The organism is Acidisarcina polymorpha (assembly GCF_003330725.1).
Lineage (GTDB): Bacteria > Acidobacteriota > Terriglobia > Terriglobales > Acidobacteriaceae > Acidisarcina > Acidisarcina polymorpha.
Window position 1 is genome coordinate 5648619 of record NZ_CP030840.1, and the last position, 21160, is coordinate 5669778.

17 protein-coding genes are annotated in these 21160 nt (G+C 57.0%); 13 read left to right on the plus strand and 4 right to left on the minus strand.

Translation table 11 applies throughout. The features are described 5' to 3' along the window. Positions 1-73: 73 nt before the first annotated feature. A complete protein-coding gene (locus ACPOL_RS24095) occupies positions 74-556 on the minus strand; it encodes a DinB family protein (protein WP_114209312.1) in 483 nt (160 codons plus the stop codon). Between the two features lie 104 nt (positions 557-660). Between ACPOL_RS24095 and ACPOL_RS24100 the strand changes: the two genes are divergently transcribed. The 13 genes from ACPOL_RS24100 to ACPOL_RS24160 all read left to right on the plus strand — a co-directional run bounded on the left by ACPOL_RS24100 (position 661) and on the right by ACPOL_RS24160 (position 16258). Then, positions 661-1620 carry a helix-turn-helix transcriptional regulator gene (locus ACPOL_RS24100; RefSeq protein WP_114209313.1) on the plus strand — a complete coding sequence of 320 codons (960 nt, stop codon included), beginning with the start codon at positions 661-663 and terminating at the stop codon, positions 1618-1620. 536 nt (positions 1621-2156) lie between these two features. Beyond that, a complete protein-coding gene (locus tag ACPOL_RS24105; protein WP_161557545.1) occupies positions 2157-2588 on the plus strand; it encodes an ATP-binding protein in 432 nt (143 codons plus the stop codon). Further along, positions 2579-2911, plus strand: a complete 333-nt coding sequence (locus tag ACPOL_RS24110; protein ID WP_114209315.1) for an STAS domain-containing protein — start codon at positions 2579-2581, stop codon at positions 2909-2911. The genes ACPOL_RS24105 and ACPOL_RS24110 overlap by 10 nt, the downstream gene beginning before the upstream one ends. A gap of 152 nt (positions 2912-3063) precedes the next feature. Then, positions 3064-3864, plus strand: a complete 801-nt coding sequence (locus ACPOL_RS24115; RefSeq protein WP_161557546.1) for an MlaE family ABC transporter permease — start codon at positions 3064-3066, stop codon at positions 3862-3864. 19 nt (positions 3865-3883) lie between these two features. Next, on the plus strand, positions 3884-4726 hold the full coding sequence (locus ACPOL_RS24120) for an ABC transporter ATP-binding protein (RefSeq protein WP_201758947.1): 843 nt from the start codon (positions 3884-3886) through the stop codon (positions 4724-4726). Further along, a complete protein-coding gene (locus tag ACPOL_RS24125; protein WP_114209317.1) occupies positions 4727-5695 on the plus strand; it encodes an MlaD family protein in 969 nt (322 codons plus the stop codon). Next, a complete protein-coding gene (locus ACPOL_RS24130; RefSeq protein WP_114209318.1) occupies positions 5692-6384 on the plus strand; it encodes an ABC-type transport auxiliary lipoprotein family protein in 693 nt (230 codons plus the stop codon). Before ACPOL_RS24125 ends, ACPOL_RS24130 begins: the two co-directional genes overlap by 4 nt. A gap of 6 nt (positions 6385-6390) precedes the next feature. After that, positions 6391-7545 carry a PP2C family protein-serine/threonine phosphatase gene (locus ACPOL_RS24135; protein WP_114209319.1) on the plus strand — a complete coding sequence of 385 codons (1155 nt, stop codon included), beginning with the start codon at positions 6391-6393 and terminating at the stop codon, positions 7543-7545. Between the two features lie 41 nt (positions 7546-7586). Then, positions 7587-11915 carry a response regulator gene (locus ACPOL_RS24140; protein WP_114209320.1) on the plus strand — a complete coding sequence of 1443 codons (4329 nt, stop codon included), beginning with the start codon at positions 7587-7589 and terminating at the stop codon, positions 11913-11915. Next, complete coding sequence (locus ACPOL_RS24145) at positions 11912-13069, plus strand: PP2C family protein-serine/threonine phosphatase (protein WP_114209321.1); 1158 nt, start codon at positions 11912-11914, stop codon at positions 13067-13069. Before ACPOL_RS24140 ends, ACPOL_RS24145 begins: the two co-directional genes overlap by 4 nt. 87 nt (positions 13070-13156) lie before the next feature. Further along, a complete protein-coding gene (locus ACPOL_RS24150; RefSeq protein ID WP_114209322.1) occupies positions 13157-14290 on the plus strand; it encodes a glycoside hydrolase family 172 protein in 1134 nt (377 codons plus the stop codon). A gap of 102 nt (positions 14291-14392) precedes the next feature. After that, a complete protein-coding gene (locus tag ACPOL_RS24155) occupies positions 14393-15226 on the plus strand; it encodes a methyltransferase domain-containing protein (protein ID WP_201758948.1) in 834 nt (277 codons plus the stop codon). Between the two features lie 60 nt (positions 15227-15286). After that, the gene (locus ACPOL_RS24160; RefSeq protein ID WP_114211020.1) at positions 15287-16258 is read left to right on the plus strand and encodes a glycosyltransferase family 2 protein; all 972 of its coding nucleotides are present in this window, start codon (positions 15287-15289) and stop codon (positions 16256-16258) included. Here the strand turns inward: ACPOL_RS24160 and ACPOL_RS24165 are convergent. The 3 genes from ACPOL_RS24165 to ACPOL_RS24175 form a co-directional block, all read right to left on the minus strand. Next, complete coding sequence (locus tag ACPOL_RS24165) at positions 16239-17888, minus strand: hypothetical protein (protein ID WP_150133120.1); 1650 nt, start codon at positions 17886-17888, stop codon at positions 16239-16241. The two genes, ACPOL_RS24160 and ACPOL_RS24165, sit on opposite strands and share 20 nt — an antisense overlap. A 354-nt stretch (positions 17889-18242) precedes the next feature. Then, positions 18243-19901 (minus strand): L-lactate permease, encoded by a 1659-nt coding sequence (locus ACPOL_RS24170; RefSeq protein ID WP_114209324.1) that lies wholly within the window; start codon positions 19899-19901, stop codon positions 18243-18245. 164 nt (positions 19902-20065) lie between these two features. Beyond that, positions 20066-20995: an alpha/beta hydrolase gene (locus tag ACPOL_RS24175; protein ID WP_114209325.1), complete on the minus strand. Its 930-nt coding sequence runs from the start codon at positions 20993-20995 to the stop codon at positions 20066-20068. Positions 20996-21160 lie beyond the last annotated feature (165 nt).

A 21160-nucleotide genomic window follows, 5' to 3' on the forward strand; every position in this document is an offset into this window, starting at 1 on the left:
GATCAAGCACCCTCCTTCATAGGATGTGTGGTTTCAGTGGATTTATGGGTTCAGCAGTGTTCTCAGGACTTAGTCAGTCACGTTCCCAGAACGGAGGCGGCTGAATGCCAAGCGCCCGGAGGTACACATATCCTTCGCCCCGGTGATGAATTTCGTTGTCGATGGCATACTGGATCATTGCCAAAGCCGGCATCTCCCACTCGCCGAACGCCTTCTCGACGACCCAGAACCGGGCCAGTGGAATCTTTGGAAACTTCTCGTCCAGCTGCGCCGTTTGCGCGTCCCATAGCAGCAGAAGCTCGTTCTTTGTGCCGGGATTCCCGGGCTCAAATGCCTTCCATTGGCCGCTAGACACTCCTTCCACCAGGGGTACTGCCATGCCGATCAATTCCAGAGCCATTTCTCCAAAGGTCCGCATGCCGCCCACAGAAAAGTGGAACAACTTGTCTTCCGGAAACGCTTCGATGGTCTTGCGGGTGAGTCGTCTGTGGCCCTGCCAATTCTGCAGCAAAGCGTCAGCCGTTATTAGATTGACCGGTATCGATTCGGTTGCCATTCTTCATCCCCCTCTGCCCGCTTGGGCTTAAGCTCAGAATACGGATCATCCCCGACAGCCCTTGTCGCAGATAGGGTTCGTAAATGGGACTAAAAGGAGCCTGAATGTACGACCCGATCATGCGCGTCTTCACCCTCCTTGAAATCCTGCAGGGGAGAGATCGTGTAGCCGGGGCGGAGCTTGCAGAGCGCCTGGAGGTAGACCTGCGGACGGTTCAGCGCTACATTGCGCGGATGAAGGATCTAGGCATCCCCATCGACTCATCCCCGGGCGTAGGCGGAGCCTATCGCCTACGGCCCGGCTTCCGTCTGCCGCCGCTGCTACTGACGAACGAAGAGGCGTTCGCGCTGTCTCTGGGTTTACGGGCGCTGCGCCAGATCGGCCTCGCAGCCTTTGCGCCCGCCACAGAGGGAGCGTTGTCCAAGCTAGGGCGTGTTCTTCCCCAGGCGCTGCGCGAGAGCATCCGGACCGTGGAAGATGTGGTGGCGATTGAACCGGGCCCCTGGGTGGTTCCGACAGCGGTGGAGGGCCTGATCGCAGCCGCCTCCGGCATTCGCACAGGCCGCCGAATTTGTTTTGCGTATCGATCCCATACTGAGACCACCTCTCATCGGGAGATTGAGCCTTACGCTGTTATGCATACTGACGGGCGCTGGTACCTTATTGGGCATTGTCTGTCACGCAAGGCTCTGCGTACCTTCCGACTTGACCGAGCGACGCACCTCGAACTGTGTAGCGCAACCTTTGAGCCTCCGAAGGATTTCGATGCCCGCCGCTATTTTGCTGAGCACATGCCCTTTGTTCAATCCGCCTACCAGATCGACGTGTGGATCGACATGCCGATTGACGAGGCCGATCGCAACTTTGCGCCATGGAGGATCGCTATGGAACCCGAACAGTGCGGCACACGCCTGCGCTGCGGCCGAGACCGCCTGGAGATGTTCGCCGCGATGTTACTCAGTACGGGACGGCGAATTGTCGTGCACAGCCCCACTGAACTTCGAGAGACCTTTCGCGAGCTGGCCAGACAGGCATTGCAAGCCGCGGAAAGTCCCGATCGCTGATCTGTTATAAGATAGGCCTCCTTGAAGCGGGCGGCACTCCTTTGCCGGATAAGTGGATACTGGTTAGCTGCTGGTTTGTTGAGGCGGGCATGGCGCGGGACGGAATGCGAGCCGTTCTGGCGCGACGGGGCACTCACCCGCTCCTCGCACCATGTGCTTTGTTGACACTGCGCTTCGCCTCACCAACGTGCCGGCGAGTGCGGACGTGAACCGGAGAATTCAAGCCTCCAACCTTGATCGAGAATTGATCGAGCTATGCGGCCAGGCTATATGTCAGCGGAGAAAGGAGAGACCTGGATCAACGGCGAGTTCTGCCTGGTTGTTTTCAGCGCGCGCCGGCACTGCCCTCCGGGGCCAGGCTGTAATTTCACGTCATGACAAAGTAGCGGTCAGATCGCTTTTGCGCTCCAGTTCCTATCAAGATGCTGTTAGTCTTCCGTTGTTATCCAAACGAAGCTGAAGTCCACCTCGAGGTCCATGCGCGCTTGAACGACCGCAGCTTACTCTTGAAGTTAAAGTTGAGGAGCGATCCCAAGATGCTCTGCTCCGTACGAGGAGCTCTAGGCGCGCTTGCCGAGAACTTGGGATTATCTCCGGAGCAGGCTAGAGCGGTGGTGTTGGCAGTCGACGAAGCGCTGACCAATGTCATTCGCCACGCTTACCTGGGACAGCTTGACCGGCCGATCTCCATCTCTTTCTGTCGTGGGCAGACGCAGCAGAACGGTTCATTTCAAGATTTGCTCGAGATTGTCGTTCTCGATCGGGGCGTTCCTTTGAATGAAGAGAAACTTCGAGGGCGCCCGTTGGACGAAGTACGGCCCGGCGGCTTAGGGCTTCATTTTATTCGAGAATGCATGGATAAGGTAGAATTCCGACACGACAAGGGAACGAACTACCTTCGCATGGTGAAGGTCCTTGCGAGAGCGCAAACTGACCAGGAAACTGGAGGAGAGATAGAGTGCAAATAGGGACCCGCCGCTCGGATCGACTGACTATTCTTGATGTGTCCGGTGACATAGATATGGCGCATTCTCCCCAGCTCCGGAAAATAGTGCTGCAGGAGTTGAAGACGGTGCCACCTCCGCGGGTTTTGCTGAATCTAAGCGATGTAAGGTACATAGACAGTTCCGGAATCGCCTCCCTGATTGAGGGATTGAAGGCTTCTCGCGACGTGGGTGCGCGCTTCAGTCTCTGTAATCTTAATCAAACCGTGCGCGAAGTTATGCAGTTGTCGAGGCTGGTAAAGATCTTTGAAATTTACGACACCGAAGAGCTTGCCCTCGCCGAATAAGAAGTCCCCCCTTTGCAGACCGTTCTCACAAGTAGTGGTACGAGCGGAACGAAGATGAAGAGCTGCTTCTCTTGATGGAAGGGCAGCGTTAAGTCTATCTCTACCGGATCATCAGTCTCGAAACGGTCTGGCCGAAGTGCGTTGAGATCATAGTGGAAGAATTGTTCGCTCAAATCGGTGTCACGGTGACGGGGGGCCTCTCGTATGTAGGGGAGTTGGCTTCTCTGACGACTCGTGCCGGATACTTTACCTTCGTCGCACCCTTTCAGGGGAAGCGGCTTCGCTTGCAGGCCGCCGTATCCCAAGCGATGGAAGTCGGCGTACGCGCTCTCCCGATTCTCTCCCTGATCACGTTTTTTATTGGTTTGATTCTCGCCCTGCAGGCAGCTTACGAGCTACGCACGTTTGGTGCGCTCAACATGGTCGCGACGGCGGTCGCATTGTCGATGACCCGGGAACTCGGTCCCCTCATCACCGCAATCCTGGTGATCGGTCGTTCGGGATCTGCGTTTGCGGCCGAGATCGGCACGATGAAGGTTTCAGAGGAGATCGACGCGCTGGAGACCATGGCGATCGGCCCGATTCCTTATCTGGTGGCCCCGAAATTTTTGGCCATGATGATTATGGTGCCGTGTCTGACGATCTGGGCCAACTTCATGGGGATTCTCGGCGGGGCGCTCTTTGGCGTAGCCCAGGCGGACTTCACCTTTGTCCGCTATATACGCGCCTCGCTCGACGCTCTCTTTCTGCGTGATATCGTGACCGGGCTCATCAAGAGCTTTATGTTCGGCATCACGATCGCTGCGGTTGGCTGTCACGAAGGCCTGAACACTGGAGGCGGAGCGGAGCAGGTTGGCCGCTCGACCACGAGAGCCGTGGTTATGTCGATTTTTCTGGTAGTTATGGTCGATGTAGTCTTTACGATGCTCTTTTTCTTTATCAGTCCACAGTAGAACTTTCGGGAAAAGTTATATGGAGCAGAACGACAATGCCGGATCTCAGTCGGAGGTGATGATTTCTCTGCGGGATCTTCACGTCAGCTACGGCGATAGAGAGATCCTCCACGGCATCAGCTTCGATGTTGTGCGTGGCGAGACGATGGTGATCCTCGGCGGCTCCGGATCCGGGAAGAGCACGCTGCTGCGAACGCTGGTAGGCCTGCAGAAGCCCTCTTCCGGCGAGATATGGCTGCGCGGAAAAAACATCGCGGCGATCTCGCATAGCGAAATGGATGAGATTCGCAAGAAGATCGGTATGTCATTTCAAGGTTCGGCTCTGTTCGGCTCTTTGACGGTCGGCGAGAATGTGGCCCTGCCGCTACGAGAGCACACCGAGCTTGAAGACTCCACCATCGATATCATTCTTCGCCTCAAGCTGGATCAGGTAGGCCTGGCCGGCTTTGAGGACTATATGCCGGCGGAGCTTAGCGGGGGTATGAAAAAGCGGGCTGCGGTCGCCAGGGCATTGGCCATGGATCCGGAGATATTGTTCTTCGATGAACCCTCAGCCGGTCTGGATCCTATCATTGCCGCCGGTGTCGATCAATTGATCCTCGAACTCAAGCGAGCGTTTCACATGACCATCATTGTCGTGACCCATGAATTAGCCAGCGCCTTTTTGATCGCCGACCGAATGGTCCTGGTCGACAAGGGAAGTGTAGTTGCGATTGGCAGCGCCGATGAGATGCGGGCGAGCACGCATCCGCGCGTGCGCCAGTTCCTTGATCGCGTTCCCGAGCCGGCGGTCTCAGGAGAGATGGATTATCTGCAGATGTTGACCGCGGACCGTAAGACGGACAAGAAGAGAGGTGCGTAAATGGATGGAAAACGAGAGCAGGCATTTGTCGGCTTATTCGTCATTGTCGCCGTTGGACTGCTGCTGACTTCAGTTTTCGCACTCACCGGCGCATTTAGCCGGTCCGCACCGACTTATCGAGCGAAGTTCCCCTTCGCCGGCGGCCTTGAAGAAGGAGCGCCGGTGCGTTACTCGGGCGGACCGAAAGAAGGGCGCGTGGAGCGGGTGCAGATCGATCCTCAAGATCCAACTCTCATAGATGTGAGTTTCAGCGTGAGAGCCGGAACTCCGGTAAAGACGGACAGCCGGGTCAAGATTGAGAGCTTGAGTCCACTTGGCGATAACCATCTCGAGATTGTGCCAGGCAGTCAAAGCGCCGGTCTTGCTCCTCCTGGGTCCTTGTTAATGGCCGACGATTACGTGGATTTCAATGCGCTCACCGCCAAGATCAACGCCATCGCTCCCGATGCCCAGCGACTTTTGCAGACGCTTAACGACCGCAGTTCGGAATTAAAAGTGACTATCAGTCGAGTGAATGACCTGCTCAATGATCAGAACCGGGCTAACCTGTCGGCAACGATCGCCGGCACGCGAAGCTTGATCGCGGAGAATCGTGAGCAGGTGAAGGCGACCATCCAGAACCTGAATGCCGCCAGCCAGAGGCTCGGACCGCTGCTGCAGAACCTGCAAAACACCTCCGATCAGGCGAACAAGACGATCGGTGACGCGGACGCTCTGATCAACCAGAATGGTCCAGAGGTGCACCAAGCCATCCTGGAGCTGCGGCAATCGTTGAACACCCTGAACGGAATAGCTCATCGGCTGGATCAAACGCTTGATGTGAACTCCGATAACATCGACGAGACGCTGGATAACATTCGCCATCTCACGCAGAACTTGAACGACTTCACTGACACGATCAAAGATCGGCCGTCCTCGATCATCCGCTCAAGTAATCCCCACGATCACAAGCCAGGAGACCTGAAATGATCGTCAAGAGACTAAGTAGTCAGTGGTATGCGGATCGATCCGCAACGAAGAAAAGCGGAGTGGTAAACCGTGTTGTGGGCGTCGTGCTGGTGCCTTTGCTGGTAGGGTCCGGGCTAGGACTTCTCGGGGGCTGCGGCAAAACCGAGCCGATCAAGTACTACCAGCTGACCGTGCCGGCAGGGGGCGCCCCTGAGATGACGCAGCCTGCCACACCTGTCACGATCGTGGTGGGACGCTTGCTGACTTCAGAGATCTACTTAGATGACCACGTTGTCTATGCTATTAACGCTCAGCAGATGGGCACCTATGAATACCAGCGATGGGTCGAGGTTCCGCCGCTTATGATCCAGCAGATCTTCCTCCGGGAGTTACGTGCATCCGGTCGCTATAAGGGCGTCTATACCCCGGAGAGCAAGGAAGTAGCCGACTATTCCTTGCGAGGCCATCTTTACGATTTCAAAGAGGTAGATTCGCCCAATGCCATCGTGGCGCGAGTGACGATGGAACTCGAAATGCGAAATATGAAGACTGGAGACGTGGTGTGGAAGCACTACTACAACCACGATGAACCGGTCGCCGCGAAGACCATGCCTGACGTCGTCGCGGCGCTCGATAAGAATGTCCAAATGGCAGCGAGTGAGTTGGCAGCCGGCCTCGACCAGTATTTTGCTGCCCATCCCGTCAAGTGATCCTCCATGGACGCTGAGCAGAAGAAGGTTGTCCTTGTCGTCGATGATGCACCGGCCAATATCCAGATAGTGCAATCCATTCTCAAGGATGACTATAAGCTTCGCATTGCCACTGGAGGCGTGAAGGCGCTGGATTTAATCAGGCGCGATCCAAAGCCCGACCTGGTCCTGCTGGACGTCCAGATGCCGGAGATGGATGGTTATGAAGTATGCGCCTTTATGAAAGCCTCTCCGGAGACGCGTGATATCCCGGTAATCTTTCTCACCGGCCTTACCGACATCGAAGACGAGACCAAAGGTCTTGAGTTGGGCGCCGTCGATTATATTCGCAAGCCCTTTTCTCCTGCGATTGTGAAAGCGCGAGTGAGAACGCATCTCATGCTGCGCGACTCCCGGGAAGAGTTAGCCAGCCAGTTACATGCCATCAACGATGAAATGGAGATGGCCCGTCAGATCCAGCTCTCCATTCTTCCGCAAAGCCTCCCTGCAATCGTTGGGGTGGATTTGGCGGCCCGCTACCTGGCCATGGCATCGGTCTCCGGAGACTTCTACGACTTTATTCGGGTGAATGAGAGACAACTTGGCGTGCTGGTGGCGGATGTTTCCGGACACGGTCCTCCGGCCGCTCTGATTGCCTCGATGCTGCGTATTGCTTTGGCCGAACAGCAGCCCCATGCTGCTGATCCAGCCAGGGTGCTGGCTGGAATCAACCAGGCGCTCTGCGGAAACTTCGACCGTCAATTTGTGACGGCGGCTTATGTTTTCCTCGACATGGAGCAGCGCCTGCTGAGGTATGCTGGCGCGGCCCACCCTCCGCTGGTGGTGAGCCGCAAGTCGGAACCGGGCGCCCGGGCGATCGAAGAGAACGGCTTGCCGCTCGGCCAATTTCCCGATCAGACCTATACTGCCGTTGAACTGCAAATCTCGCAGGGAGACCGCTGCGTGCTTTACACGGATGGCCTTCCGGAGGCGAAGAATTCCGAGGAACAGGAATTTGGCACGGCCCGCTTTCTGCAGTTCCTGGATCGCCAGGAGGCGGCCGGAGCGGACGAATTTGCCGATTCACTAATCGACGAGGTGTTTCGATGGTCCGGGTTCCCGCGCGGAGGGGGGCAGCGGGATGATATAACATTGCTCGCGATCGCTTTTAAAGAGGACTAGAGTTTGCTATAGCAAGCCAGCGTTCGGCAGTGGAGACAGGTATGTTAGCCAGGTTAAGGATTCGCGGCAGGCTGCTGATAGCATTGCTGCCGCTGGTGGCAATGGTCATCGCAGCGGTCGCTTACTCATCGACCGAGATGCAACGGGCGGACAGCTGGTATACCTCTCTGCTTGGCAAGGACGTCAAGGCCCTGCGCAGCTTAACGGTCGCCCGGTCCCTCAACAATCGCTATGGTCAACTTCTGTATGAGGAGATAGTGACCGCCGATCTGGGGAGCGTGCGCGAGATCGACGCGAATGCGGAGACGGTTGCCGCCGATTTTCGCATCGCGATCAGTCAGGCGATGAGCAACAGCCCGGACCGCACTCCTTCGATCGATGTCATTGCATCGATTTTCAGCCAGGCACTGTCGAGCTCGCGGCAGGTACGAGCGGCGAGCTTAGCCGGCGACAAAGGACGTGCCGCGGAGCTGATGAGAGGAAGCGTCGATCCAAAGCTCGATCGCGTGCGGCAAGAGCTGGCCGGCCTTGTCGATCGCATTGACGAGTCAATCGACCAACGGTCCGATGCTCTCACTGACCGCATGCACCGCACGATCCTGATCACCTGGGTCGTGATCGGACTGGCGCTATTGGCTTCGTTCTCGTTTGCTCTGCATATTATTCAGCATGAGGTCGTCGATCTGCTGGAGTCGTTCCGGGTCCGCATCCTTGATGTTGCCGAAGAACGATGCGACCATCTGATACCCAATCTCGATCGCCCCGATGAGATTGGCGAGATGAGCCGGGCTCTTCACACCTTGCAATCTTCAGCTCGAGAGCGCCACATCCAAGGTTGGGTCAAGGCCGAGGTCGCGGCGACGACCGGGCAATTGCAATCCTCGGAGAGCTTTGAAGCCTTTGCCGCAACGTTGTTATCGCGGATATCGAAGTCCATCGAACTGCTCTACGGTGCTTTCTATCTCGCGGATGAGGCCCATACTCGCTTTACGCTGACTGGCGGATTCGCCATCGACGCCAAGGACTCAGCCAAGTCTTTTTCTCTCGGAGAGGGTCTGGTCGGGCAGGCCGCAGCCGAACGAAGGCCGCTCGAAATCACCGCAACCGCCGATAATCGCATCGAGATTCTAGCGGGCACCAGCACCGTCATCCCGCAGCATCTCATCTTCGTTCCCGTCATCACGCATGGTGATGTTACGGCCGTTCTTGAACTCGCGCCGGTCAACGCGTTGTCCTCACGGCAGAAGGCGCTGCTCGATGCATTGTTGCCGACCGTCGGTTTAAACACGGAAATTCTGATCGGCGTGATTGGGACGAGGAAATTGCTTGAACAGACTCAGATCCAGGCGGCCACGGTAGCGGCTGCCGAAGAGCGTTCCCGCTTGATCCTGGGTTCCGTCAGTGAGGGCATCTGCGGCATCAATACTCGCGGCGAGCTAACGTTCATCAACCCCGCCGGGGCCGCGATGTTGGGCTACGAGCCAGAAGAGTTAAGCGGCAAGCAAATGCACGCGCTGGTTCATTACGCCCATCCCGACGGCTCCGCATTTCCGTTTGAAGATTGCGCGATGCACCAGACCACTATCGATGGAAAGACCCGCGTCGTCAGCGATGAGGTGCTATGGCGCAAGGATGGCAGCACTTTCCCGGTCGAGTATACGGCTACCCCCATCAGCCGTAATGGCGCCGTAGTTGGCTGCGTTGTCGCTTACCGCGACATTACTTCGCGGCGAGCGGCCGAAAAGCGGCTGGAGTTCACTCAATATGCCGTAGATAATGCGGCCGACGGCGTCTTCTGGATCAATCCCGCGGGAGGCGGTCTCGAATATGCCAACGATGCTGCTTGTCGCACCCTGGGATTCAAACGAGAGGAGTTGCTCGGCATGACAATTCGGGACATCAATCCCGACGTCACTGACGAGAGGCTTGCTAACCTGCTAGAAAATCTGCGCCATACTCACTCCACCACCTGGGAGTCAGTCCATCACACGAAGGATGATCGAAGCTTTGATGTCGAGATCACTGTTTATCTAGCCGAATACATGGATCGCCAGATGTTGGTGACCAATGTCAAGGACATCACCGAGCGCAAGCAGGCGGAGGCGGAGATTCGCGAGGCGAAGGAAATCGCAGAGGCGGCCACAAAAACCAAGTCTGATTTTCTTGCCAATATGAGTCACGAGATCCGTACTCCGATGAACGCGATTATCGGTCTGACTTACCTCGCTCTAAAAACGGATCTAAGCAAGAAACAGGCAGACTACCTCACTAAGATCAAGTCCGCCGCCCAGGCGCTTCTCGGCATCATCAACGACATTCTCGATTTCTCGAAGATCGAAGCCGGCAAGATGGATATGGAGACGACCGACTTCAAGCTGGAAACGGTGCTGGATAACTTGTCCTCGATCGTCAGTCAGAAGGCCCAGGAAAAGAACCTGGAGTTTCTGATCTCCGCGCCGCATGACCTTCCGCCTAACCTGGTTGGCGATCCGCTTCGGCTGGGGCAGATACTGATCAACCTGGTGAACAATGCCGTGAAATTCACGGAAGCCGGAGAGGTAGTTGTCAGCGTTGGATTGGAGGAGCAGGAGGCAGAACGGGTCAAGCTGAAATTCTCTGTGCGCGACAGCGGTATCGGCATGACTCCGGAGCAGAGCTCGCGCCTGTTCCAGGCCTTCTCTCAAGCGGACACGTCGACCACCCGCAAGTATGGAGGAACCGGCCTCGGTCTCTCGATCTCCAAGCGCCTGGTCGAGCTGATGGGCGGCAACATCTGGGCGGAAAGCGAGGCCGGGGTTGGCAGCACCTTTCATTTCACTGCGTGGTTCGGGGTCGGACTGGCTGTTGAGCGAAAACGATTCATCCCGAGCCTTGCCGGTCTTCGCGCATTAGTCGTCGACGACAATGGGCCGGCCCGCGAGATACTCACGGAAAACCTCAAGGTGTTCGCATTGAGAGCGCAATCGGTGGGGTCAGGCGAGGAAGCGATTCGGGAGTTGGCAGACGCGGATGCAAAGGATCCCTATCAACTCGTTCTAATGGACTGGCACATGCCAGGAATGGATGGCGTCGAAACCAGTCGCATCATCAAGCGTGGAAACCGCCTGCAGCATATCCCGAGAATCGCCATGGTCACTGCGTTTGGGCGCGATGATATACGCGCGCAGGCAGAGGAGATCGGGGTCGACAATTACCTGCTCAAGCCGGTCAGTCCGTCGCTTCTATACGACAGTCTGATGGACATGTTTTCGGTCGCCGTCGATGGGGAAGAGCAAGCGATCGCAGCCAAGGCCGCTCTACCCTCGGAAGACGCCAGTGGAGTCCGCATTCTGCTTGTCGAGGACAACGAGATGAACCAACAGATCGCGACCGAACTACTTGAGAGCGCGGGGGCAAAGGTGACGATTGCCAATCAGGGTGCGGAGGCCGTCAGGATCTTGACCAAGGGGGGTTCTCCTCCTCCCTTCGATGTTGTGTTCATGGACCTGCAGATGCCGGTTATGGACGGCATCACCGCGACCAAACTCATTCGGGCTGAAGCCGGACTGCAAAAGCTGCCGATCATTGCCATGACCGCGCATGCCCTGGTCGAGGAACGCCAGCGTTGTGTCGATGCGGGCATGAATGATCACGTCTCCAAACCGATCGATCCAGATGTGCTGTTTGCCACGCTGGCGCGCTGGACGAAGCCGCTTCATGGGAAATCTGCTCCAGGTGCAGAAACATCGAACGCTCCTGCGGATGGTCTGCTTGTCCCGGATATTCAAGATGTGGATGCTTCGGGGGGGCTGAAGCGAGTTGCCGGCAATAAGCGCCTTTATCGTGATCTACTCGCTCAGTTCGCGGAGAAGCAGGGAAATGCGGCCGATCAGATTATCCAGGCGCTTGAGACCGGAGACCGCCAGTCGGCTGAGCGAATCGCCCACACCGTCAAGGGAGTGGCAGGAAATCTCGGCATCCTCAAGGCGCAGGCTGCGGCGGCAGAGCTTGAAAAATCTCTCCGTGACAATCAGACTCCAACTCCAGCCAAGTTGAAGGAGTTTGCGTCACTACTGCAGTTGCAGACCGAGTCGATCAAGAAGGCCCTGGGCAGAACCGAACCCACGAAGCCGGCTGCTGCGGTGATCCAGGCCTTTGATCCGGTAGCTGTCAACGCCGCGATCGTGCGGCTGACAGAATTGCTTGAATCGAGTGATGCTGATGCCGAAGAAGCATTTGCCGCACTACAAGGCGCGTTAGCCGGGCAGGCTGAAGAGGCTGAACTCGAGCCTATCGGGGCCGCCATTCGGGAATTTGATTTTGACGCTGCTCTTGCGCGGCTGAGCAGAATCTCCGCGAAGTATGCGTCGATTCATCAGGTGGCCCAATGAACGCGGAATCAAGAAAAGTCATTCTGCTGGTCGATGACACACCGGCGAACATACAAATCGCGTTATCCATTCTCAAGGAGGATTACCAGGTGCGGGTCGCCACCAATGGGACTCGAGCCTTGGAATTGGCGGCGAGTGAACCGTTGCCCGATCTGGTCTTGCTCGATGTCATCATGCCCGGACTGGACGGCTTTGAGGTCTGTACCAGGCTTAAAGCCTCACCCGTCACCAATGACATCCCGGTAATTTTCCTCACCGGCCAAACCGAAATTGAAGACGAAACCAGAGGCTTTGATGTAGGCGGAGTCGACTACATCCATAAACCTTTTTCGCCAGCGGTAGTTAAGGCCAGAGTTCAGACGCACCTTGTGCTCCGGGGTATACGCGAGCAGCTGGCCCGGCAGTTGTCGACCATCAAAGCGGAGCTTGAGACCGCTCGGCAGATTCAGCTTTCCATTCTGCCGCGAAAGATGCCTGTCATTGACGGATTGGATGTCGCCGCCCGCTATCTACCGATGACCGAGGTCGCCGGCGATTTTTATGACTTTATCGTCGTCGATGAAAAGCGTCTAGGCATTCTGGTCGCGGACGTCTCGGGCCACGGCATGCCGTCGGCGCTCATCTCTTCCATGTTGAAGATTGCGCTTGCCGCGCAAAGACCGGTCGCCGCTGATCCGGCAGCCGTCCTGTTGGGGTTGAATCAAGCTCTCTACGGGAAATTCCAAGGCCACTTCGTCACGGCGGCTTACGTCTTTATCGATACTGAGAACAAAGTTCTGCAGTACGCTGGTGCGGGCCATCCACCATTGATGGTGAGGTCGCAGGCGGCGGGATGCACCAGCGAGTTCGAAGAGAACGGATTGATCCTGGGCGCGTTCCCTGGCGCCGCCTATACTTCGATCGAAGTCCCGCTCGGCTCGGGAGATTGGGCCGTCCTCTACACTGACGGGATACTGGAAACGACCAACGCAGCGCGCGTAGAGTTCGGTACGGGCGGTTTGAAAGTGTTTATGGAGCGGAGCAAGGACCTCGCCGCAGACGAGTTCGTGGACGGCCTGATGGCTGAAGTGGCCAACTATGGCGATCAGGCGAACGGACGCGGAAGGGAAGATGATCTCACCTTGATCGCCGTTCATTGCACCGGCAGCATATGATCTGACCGCCGTGGTTTCAGAAAATTCAATCGATGAGACCATGAATGCCTTAGTGACAGTTATAGTCGAGAGTTCATGAGGTAGGCCATGAAGCGGTTGGCGGCGTTCTTCTTATTGGCAGTCAGTGCGAACTTAGCATTTGCTCAGGCACACAGTTGGCAGCCGGATCTGACTCGCCAGCAGACCTATACTCTCCATCGAGCGTCGAGTTCCGATCCGACCGGGGGTAACGCGGATTATCGCGTGGTCGCTCCTGGAGCAGCGGTTACTGTGCTGGAGACAGATGGCCCCGGCATCATTTCGCATATCTGGTTCACGATCTCAGACGCCGAGTCCTACCATCTCAAACGGATTGTTTTACGCGCGTATTGGGACGGAGAAGATACTCCAAGCCTGGAGACGCCCATTGGAGACTTCTTCGGACTGGGACTTGGGATCTATAAGGATTGGGAGTCGGAGATGTTATCGGTCGGCAGTGTGAAAGCGCTGAACTGCTTCTTTCCCATGCCGTTCCGGCATCACGCCCGGATCACAGTTACGAATGAAGGCACCCGCCCCATATCGAATCTCTACTACAACATCGACTATCGAACTCAGATCGAGAAACTGCCCGCGGACACCGTGTACTTCCACGCACAATATCGACAGGCACAGCCGAACCATGGCTGGACCAGCGCCTGGAAGGAGAATGGGGAGGTACTCGTGAATAACAAACCCAACTTAGACGGAGCGGACAACTATGTCTGGATGGAAGCCGAGGGTCACGGTCAGTTTGTGGGGGTGACAATGTCAGTGCTGCAGAACCAGGATGGCTGGTGGGGAGAAGGCGACGACATGTTTTTCATCGACGGCGCGAAAACCCCCTCGATCTCGGGCACTGGGGCCGAGGACTACTTTCTAGGTGCCTGGGGCTTCGGAGGCGAACCCTTCTCCTTCGCGCTTTATGGCGCTCCGATCCTGGAACAGGACTTGGCCGGCAGTCGTTCGAGTTTCTATCGTTTCCATCTCGATTCCCCAATTCCATTCACCAAATCTTTCAAGGCAACTATGGAGCATGGCCACGCAAATCACCGCTCCGACAACTTTTATTCTGTCGCTTACTGGTACCAGGCCGAGCCGCATGCCGCATTTCCCCCGTTGCCGCCAGTCGAGCAGCGGCTGCCCGCGCTCCAGCAGGTGGGAGGCCCGGGCCAGGCGGCGCAGGGAACAGAGACGAAGTGAACTCGAAACAATCGAGTCGTAATCATTGGTGACCTCCTCCAGTGCGTTCATGGACTCGACCCCATCGCGCATTTAGGATAGGACGAGCCGCCGGTCCTTTCAATGAGTATGAATGCTTCGCGCAGTAGCCCACCAGAAACAAAACCGCCCGCCTCGACAGCGCCTAACGATCCAAGCGCGAATTATGCCTACGATGGGACCTTCTACCGGTATATCCAAGACGGAGCCGTGCGTTCTGCGCGGGTGATCGCGCCTTTGGTCGTTGACCGGCTGGGCACTTCAAGTCTTCTCGATGTCGGTTGCGGGGCGGGCGCCTGGCTGAGCGAATACAGGAAGCTCGGCGTTCAACCTTGTCTTGGCGTGGACGGAGACTACGTGAAGGCAGCCGACTTGCTCGTTCCGCAGGAGACGTTTATCGCCCGCGATATAAGTCTGCCATTCGATCTTATGGAACGGTTTGCTCTGGTGCAGTGCCTCGAGGTCGGCGAGCATATCGAGACCGCTGCGAGCGGCACCCTGGTCGCAAATCTGGTAAGACACGGCGACTGCATCTTGTTTTCAGCGGCCATCCCTGGGCAGGGCGGCGAGAACCATATCAATGAACGTCCCTATGAATTCTGGCGAGCTTTATTCGCTGAGCATGGCTATATGCCCTATGACTTTCTTCGTCCTTTGTTGCGTCGTGCGAAAGAGGTAGAGATTTGGTATCGCCACAACGTGATGTTGTATGTCGCTGCGAGCCGTCACGGCACTCTTCCGGTCGAAGTCTCCCAATCGCGAGTCCCAGACAACGAACCTATCGCAAATGTTTGCAGCCCACTTTACAGAATGCGAACGGCCATACTGGCAGGGCTTCCCGTATCGTGGCTTTCGCATCTCGCGATCCTCAAGCATCGCTCGATTCTTCTTTCCCGCATGGTGAGGGGGCAACGCTGACCTTCCTCATTTTTGGAGTGTGTTGTGGTTGATCGTCCCGAGACTTCTGACGAATGGCACATGCCAGCAGAGCCGATCCGTCAAGAGAGAGGCCATCCTCCGCCAAAGCTCGCGATAGTCCTCCCCTGCTATAACGAGGAGGAAGTCTTGCCGGAGACCTCGCGCCGCCTGCTTCTTTTGCTGGATGATTTGAGTGAATCAGGGTTGATTGAGGAGGGCAGCCTCTATTTCGTCGACGATGGCTCCGAGGATGGCACCTGGCAGTTCATTCAATCTCTAGCTGCATCGAATGAACGGGTGCACGGAATCAAGCTTTCGAGGAACTATGGCCATCAGCGAGCTCTCCTTGCTGGTTTGCTCCATGCGCCGGGAGACGTTGTCATCAGCATCGATGCTGATTTGCAGGATGATCTGACAGCCACCAAGAGCATGCTGAGCGGGTATGCAAGCGGAGCCGAGATCGTCTATGGTGTGAGGCGTCTGCGGCAGATGGACACCTCCGTCAAGCGAGTTACCGCCGAGGCCTACTATTCCATTTTGCGGGCCATTGGCGTCAACCTCATCTTTAACCATGCCGACTATCGTTTGCTCAGTCGCCCGGTGATTGAAGCCTTGAGGGAGTACAAAGAGACAAATATTTTTCTCAGGGGATTGATCCCCCAGCTAGGCTTCCAGTCGGCGCTCGTCTACTACGATCGCCAGGAACGCTTTGCCGGGGTATCGAAATACCCATTCTCGAAGATGCTCGCGCTGGCGATCGAGGGCATTACCTCGTTCTCCGATGTGCCGCTCAAGATCATCACCATCCTTGGACTGGTGATCTCTCTGGTCAGCTTCGCGATGGCTACCTGGGCGCTGTGGATTCGGATCTTCAACCCATCTGCCGTTCCCGGGTGGGCGTCGACGGTGATCCCACTTTACATGCTGGGTGGTATTCAGCTGCTTTGCATGGGGGTCATCGGCCAGTATCTGGCAAAGATCTATTCGGAGACCAAGTCGCGGCCCCGATTCATCATTGAGAAGCTGATATGACCCTCTGCGTAAGGGCAACGTTACAGTTCGAGGGACGTTCATAGAGCCACCATTCGTCCTGGTGAAAGCGAAGAGCGATCGGGCAAGGCGCCTGTGCAAACAATGCCGCACCGCGGTTGTCAGCAGACCGCACCACGAAGTAGCGGTATTGTTCCCTCGAGTACTCGTTCCAGTTGAACTCTTCCGGGTTCCATTCAAAATCCCACAGCACGGCTTTGGGAGTCTCGCCGGCGCGATAGACCACCAATTCCGGATGCATCATGGCGGCACTGGGATCGACGACGCCTCGTTTTTGCGCCGCATACCATTGGGGAAAGTGGAGAAAGACCGGGGCGATGGAAACGCCGTCGGCGTGATCGAAGGCCAGGGAAAGAACGCGTTGACCCGGCTCCATATACGTGAGGGCTTGTTGAAATCCTTGGGCCTGGCGGGAGAAGACAACGGCCCGCATTGAGGCCAGATACACGAATCCCACGACCAGCACGACGGCGACCGATCGAGCAGCCAACGCCTTCTTTCGCGAGATGGGAGTGGGACGAAGCAGAAGAAGAAAAAAAGGGACCGCAAACATCGTGAACCGCTGATAGACAAATTCAGTTCCCACCGCGGCGTGTGGACAGGAGAGCAGGACCCCCACGCAGATGAAAAACGACATCCACGCCCCGGGCCTTTTGCCGAAGCACATTCCTCCGAAGAAAGGCAGGAGAAAGAGAAGCACGCCTGGCAGAACGTAGTGCCACGAAGGCGCCACACCAAAGAGGCGCGGGAAGAATCCATTGAGTCGTCCCCAACTTGCGCCGGCAAGATGCAGCTCTTCGCTCAGCGAGGTGTAGTAGGGTTCAACCGTATTCCACCAGTCCAGGTCCCAGATGATCGGGCGCCGGGCGGCTGGATGACCGAGCACTGTTTTCATCCAGAGAGCTGCAACCGGCAAGACCGCAGCCAGCGGCAGAGCACGCATCATTGCAGCTCGGAGAGAACGAGCCTCAACGAGCAGCCATGTTGCCGCGCACAACCCAAAAAACGCGCATACCAGGGCATGACAAAAGAACAAGCCGACCGCCGAGGCCGCGAAGAGCGCAGCAGTGCGCCAGTTGGCCCTGGCGGGAGATCGCACGACAAGCCAAAAGAAGAGAATTCCTAACGGGGCCGCCACCAGAAAATTGAGAAAGCCCCATTGGTAGGCGAATCCATAGGTGCCGGGAATGCATAGAATCGCCCAGAAGGGATCGATCTCCAGCGCGTCGAGCAGCAGAGCCGAAGCCAGCGGAAAGCCGACGATAAAGATCGAAACCACCAGCTTGCAGGCGGCGACAGCACCCACGACCGGAGTGACGATGTAGATAAGCAAATAACCAAGCAGGTAGGGAGTGAACCAGTTGACCGTGTAAAGTGCGCCATAGCCGAAGCGCGGGTCATGCAAGTCACCCAGCAGCGCGACCTGGGCCGCGTGCTGAGGCAGGTCTGTCATTGGCGGATAATTCGCGATCCAGATAGGCAGCGTCGCGATCAAGCTGAGAATCAGCAATATCCAGCGACTTGTGGAAGTGCCGGGTGTGAATGTTTCCGCTGTTGGCTTGTTCGTCGATTTCTCTGGAGAAGTCGGACCCGACCAGAAACTCGTAGGCAAAAGAGACTCCGTGAAGTCAGTCTATCGGATCTTTTTTTTGCTTATCGGATTCGCCCGGATGCAGAGTCGTTCAGCGGGCTAACAAGTCAAATCGGGTCGCCTACTTGGGAGCCGTCCCAAAGAGATGGGACACCGAAGTGTCCCTATGCGGAGCGAGAGTGCCGAGACTACCCATCGGTCGCAGCACTTGTGGATTAGTTTCCAGTATGCTCCGCGCGGCTTAAGGCTGTCTTAAGGCCATGGTAAGTGCCTGTTAGCTTGTTTGGTTCCTGAAAACGACTCCCAGTCCGCGCGAATCCAGGGAAATCGAGGTAGCCAACTTGTTCATTAAGCCGCTTCAGAGCGAGTTAAGGCTTAGTGGCGCGTGAACGCGTAGGCGTAGAGCAGGACTTCTAGACCCACCATTGTTGTCAACAGGATGCTGTGCCGTAAGGTAAAGCGAAACAACCTGGCCTGATCGGGAACCGACATCCCGGTTGCCGCTGCGGCAACGGCGATGGTTTGCAGGCTGATCATCTTGCCCATCACGCCGCCGGCCGAGTTCGCGGCCGCCATCAACAAGGGGTCGAATCCCAGACGACTGGCAGTCATGACTTGCAGATTGCCGAAGAGGGCGTTCGCCGAGGTGTCGGAGCCAGTGAGGAATACGCCTAACCATCCAAGAAGCGGGCTGAAGAAGGGGAAGAGAGCGCCTGATCCGGCAAAAGCGAGCCCCAAGGTCGCCGTCGCTCCACAGTAATTCATCACGAAGGCCAGCGAGAGGACGCACGCAACCGTCACTGTCGGCAAAAACAGCTGCCTGATGACATCTCGAAGAATTCGTAGAAAGACCCGGAGCGACAATCTCACGAGCAAGACCGAGACCAGGGCCGCAAACATACAAGCCGTTCCCGCTGCCGATAGCCAGTTGACCTGATAGAGGGCGGCATAGTGGAGCGGCACGGCCACCACCGGCGGCATGCGCTGGACGACATTGTGCAGCCATGGCCACGGAAGGTTGATAGTCACCGAATTGAGCAGCCCTTGAACCGGCTTGAAACCCCATAACAGGACGAAGAGGACCAGCAGGGCATAAGGCATCCATGCGCTAAGGACCTCGCCGGTGCGATATTTGCGCCGGTCCGCGTAGCTGGCGCTGCCCCGAAGCTCGACAAAAGCAGCAGCCGAGGGATCTCCCGCTTCCAACAGATGACGCGGCCGCCAGAACCGCAAGAGGACGAGAAGAGCCAGGATCGCGGAGAGCGAACTGACGATGTCCGTAAGCTGCGGGCTGACATAGTTCGACATCAGAAATTGCACAACTCCGAAGACTCCGCCCGCGAGCGCCACCGCCGGCCAAACTTCCTGCATGCGCCGCCAGCCGACCATGGTCACGATCAGATATCCAGGGAGAATCATTGACAATGGCGCACATAGTCGACCCACTGCCGCGCTCAACGGACCAAGCGGCAACCCGGTGATCCCGGCGAGGGTTACGACCGGAATGCCGATGGAACCGAAGGCAACCGGTACGGTGTTCGCTAAAAGGCAAACCGCGGCGGCATAGAATGGGTTGAATCCAAAGCCGACCAACATCGCTGAAGCGACCGCCACTGGTGTCCCAAAACCCGTTGCGCCTTCTACGAAGGCGCCGAATGCAAAGGCGACCAGCAAAGCCTGCAAGCGTAGATCGGTAGTCAGGGAGCCTAGAGACGAATGGATGACCTCAAATCTGCCTGAAGCTACTGTGACCTGATAGAGCACGATCGCCCACAGTACGATCCACGAGATGGGGAAAAGTCCAAAGGCCGCGCCGTAGGCCGCCGCACTCAAGATCAATCGAGGTGGCATCTTGTAGCCGGCCGCCGCTAAAACGACAGTGATGCCTAACGCGCAAAGGGCCGCCAGCCAGGCAGGCTTGCGCTTCACGCCAAGCAAAAACAGCAACGTCACGATCGGCACGGAAGCGATCGCAGCAGAGAGCGGGAGCCCTTGACCGAGTAAGGTGTAGGTCTGTTGCCAGGATGAATTCATTCGGGGACGGTGCGTATCCCTTCGTGGTGGGCATCGCGATCGAGTCGATCGTTACAAGCCAGGGTAGACCACTTCTCGTATTGGCAGAATAGTTTGAATTTCCGAAAGAGGGTGCGTTGCGCAAACGATCGTCCGTCGTCCGTGTGAGCACGCACGGTTGAAAACTATGGTGCGGCAGCGGGAAGAATGTGGATGGTGTGCAGCCAAACCTCTACGCTCTGCGGCCAGGTGGTGACCGGCAGCTCGGTCTTGCGGAGGCCGTAGCCGTGACCGCCTTGCGCGTAGATGTGGAGCTCGGCGGGAACGTTGGCCTTCTTCAGTTGAAGGAAATAAACGGTTGCATTTTCGACGTGCACGGGATCGTCTTCTGCCTGCACGATGAAGGTTGGCGGAGTCTGGCTGGTCGGATTGATCTTCGGGTTGTGCTTGAAATTCTTTTCAGACAGTGCGAGGTAGCCGGGATAAACAATGACGGCAAAGTCGGGGCGGCAGCTGAGGGCGTCGGCTGAATCGACGGACGGGTAGAGGCGCTTTTCGAAATGGGTACTGACGGCTGCGGACAAGTGCGCCCCGGCAGAGAAGCCGAGAACGCCGATCTTGTTGGGATTGATGTGCCATTCGCCGGCGTGTTCCCGAACAAGTCCGACAGCCCGCTGAGCATCTTGGAGGGCAGCGTCCGATTTGGGGTAGGGGCCGGTGTCGGGAACGCGGTACTTGACCAGGAGGCAGGTGATTCCGGTGGCGTTCAGCCAATCGCAGACCTCGGTGCCTTCCAGATCGATGGCGAGAATTTTATAGCCGCCGCCGGGAAAGACGACGATGCCGACCCCGGTGTTCTGACCCTTCGGGGGATAGACGGTGAGGGTGGGCACGGACACATTCCCGAGATGGATGATTGGCCTTCCGGCGATGAGCTTGTCCTTGGCGGTGGTGGTGTCGACCTCTGGCGGGGTGTTCGCGGGCGCTCCGGGTGCTCCGTGCGGCCAGAGCGGTAGCGTAGTCAATCCGGGTGGGGGTTGCCAGGCGGGTTTTTGCGCGAAGGAGAAGCAAGTACTGGCGGCCAAAGCGAGCAAGAGCAGGAGTTGCTGACGCATTCAGAGGATCTCCACGATGAAATTGCGATCATCGCAGCCGGACGCTCGCAGCGCAAGTGGCGGCGTTCCTCTTTGCGACGCAACTCAATTTCGCACGATGAACCAGGAATGTTAAAAAGGCGATCAAAGATGCCACTCAAGAAAGCCTGCGAGAAATTGATCAAG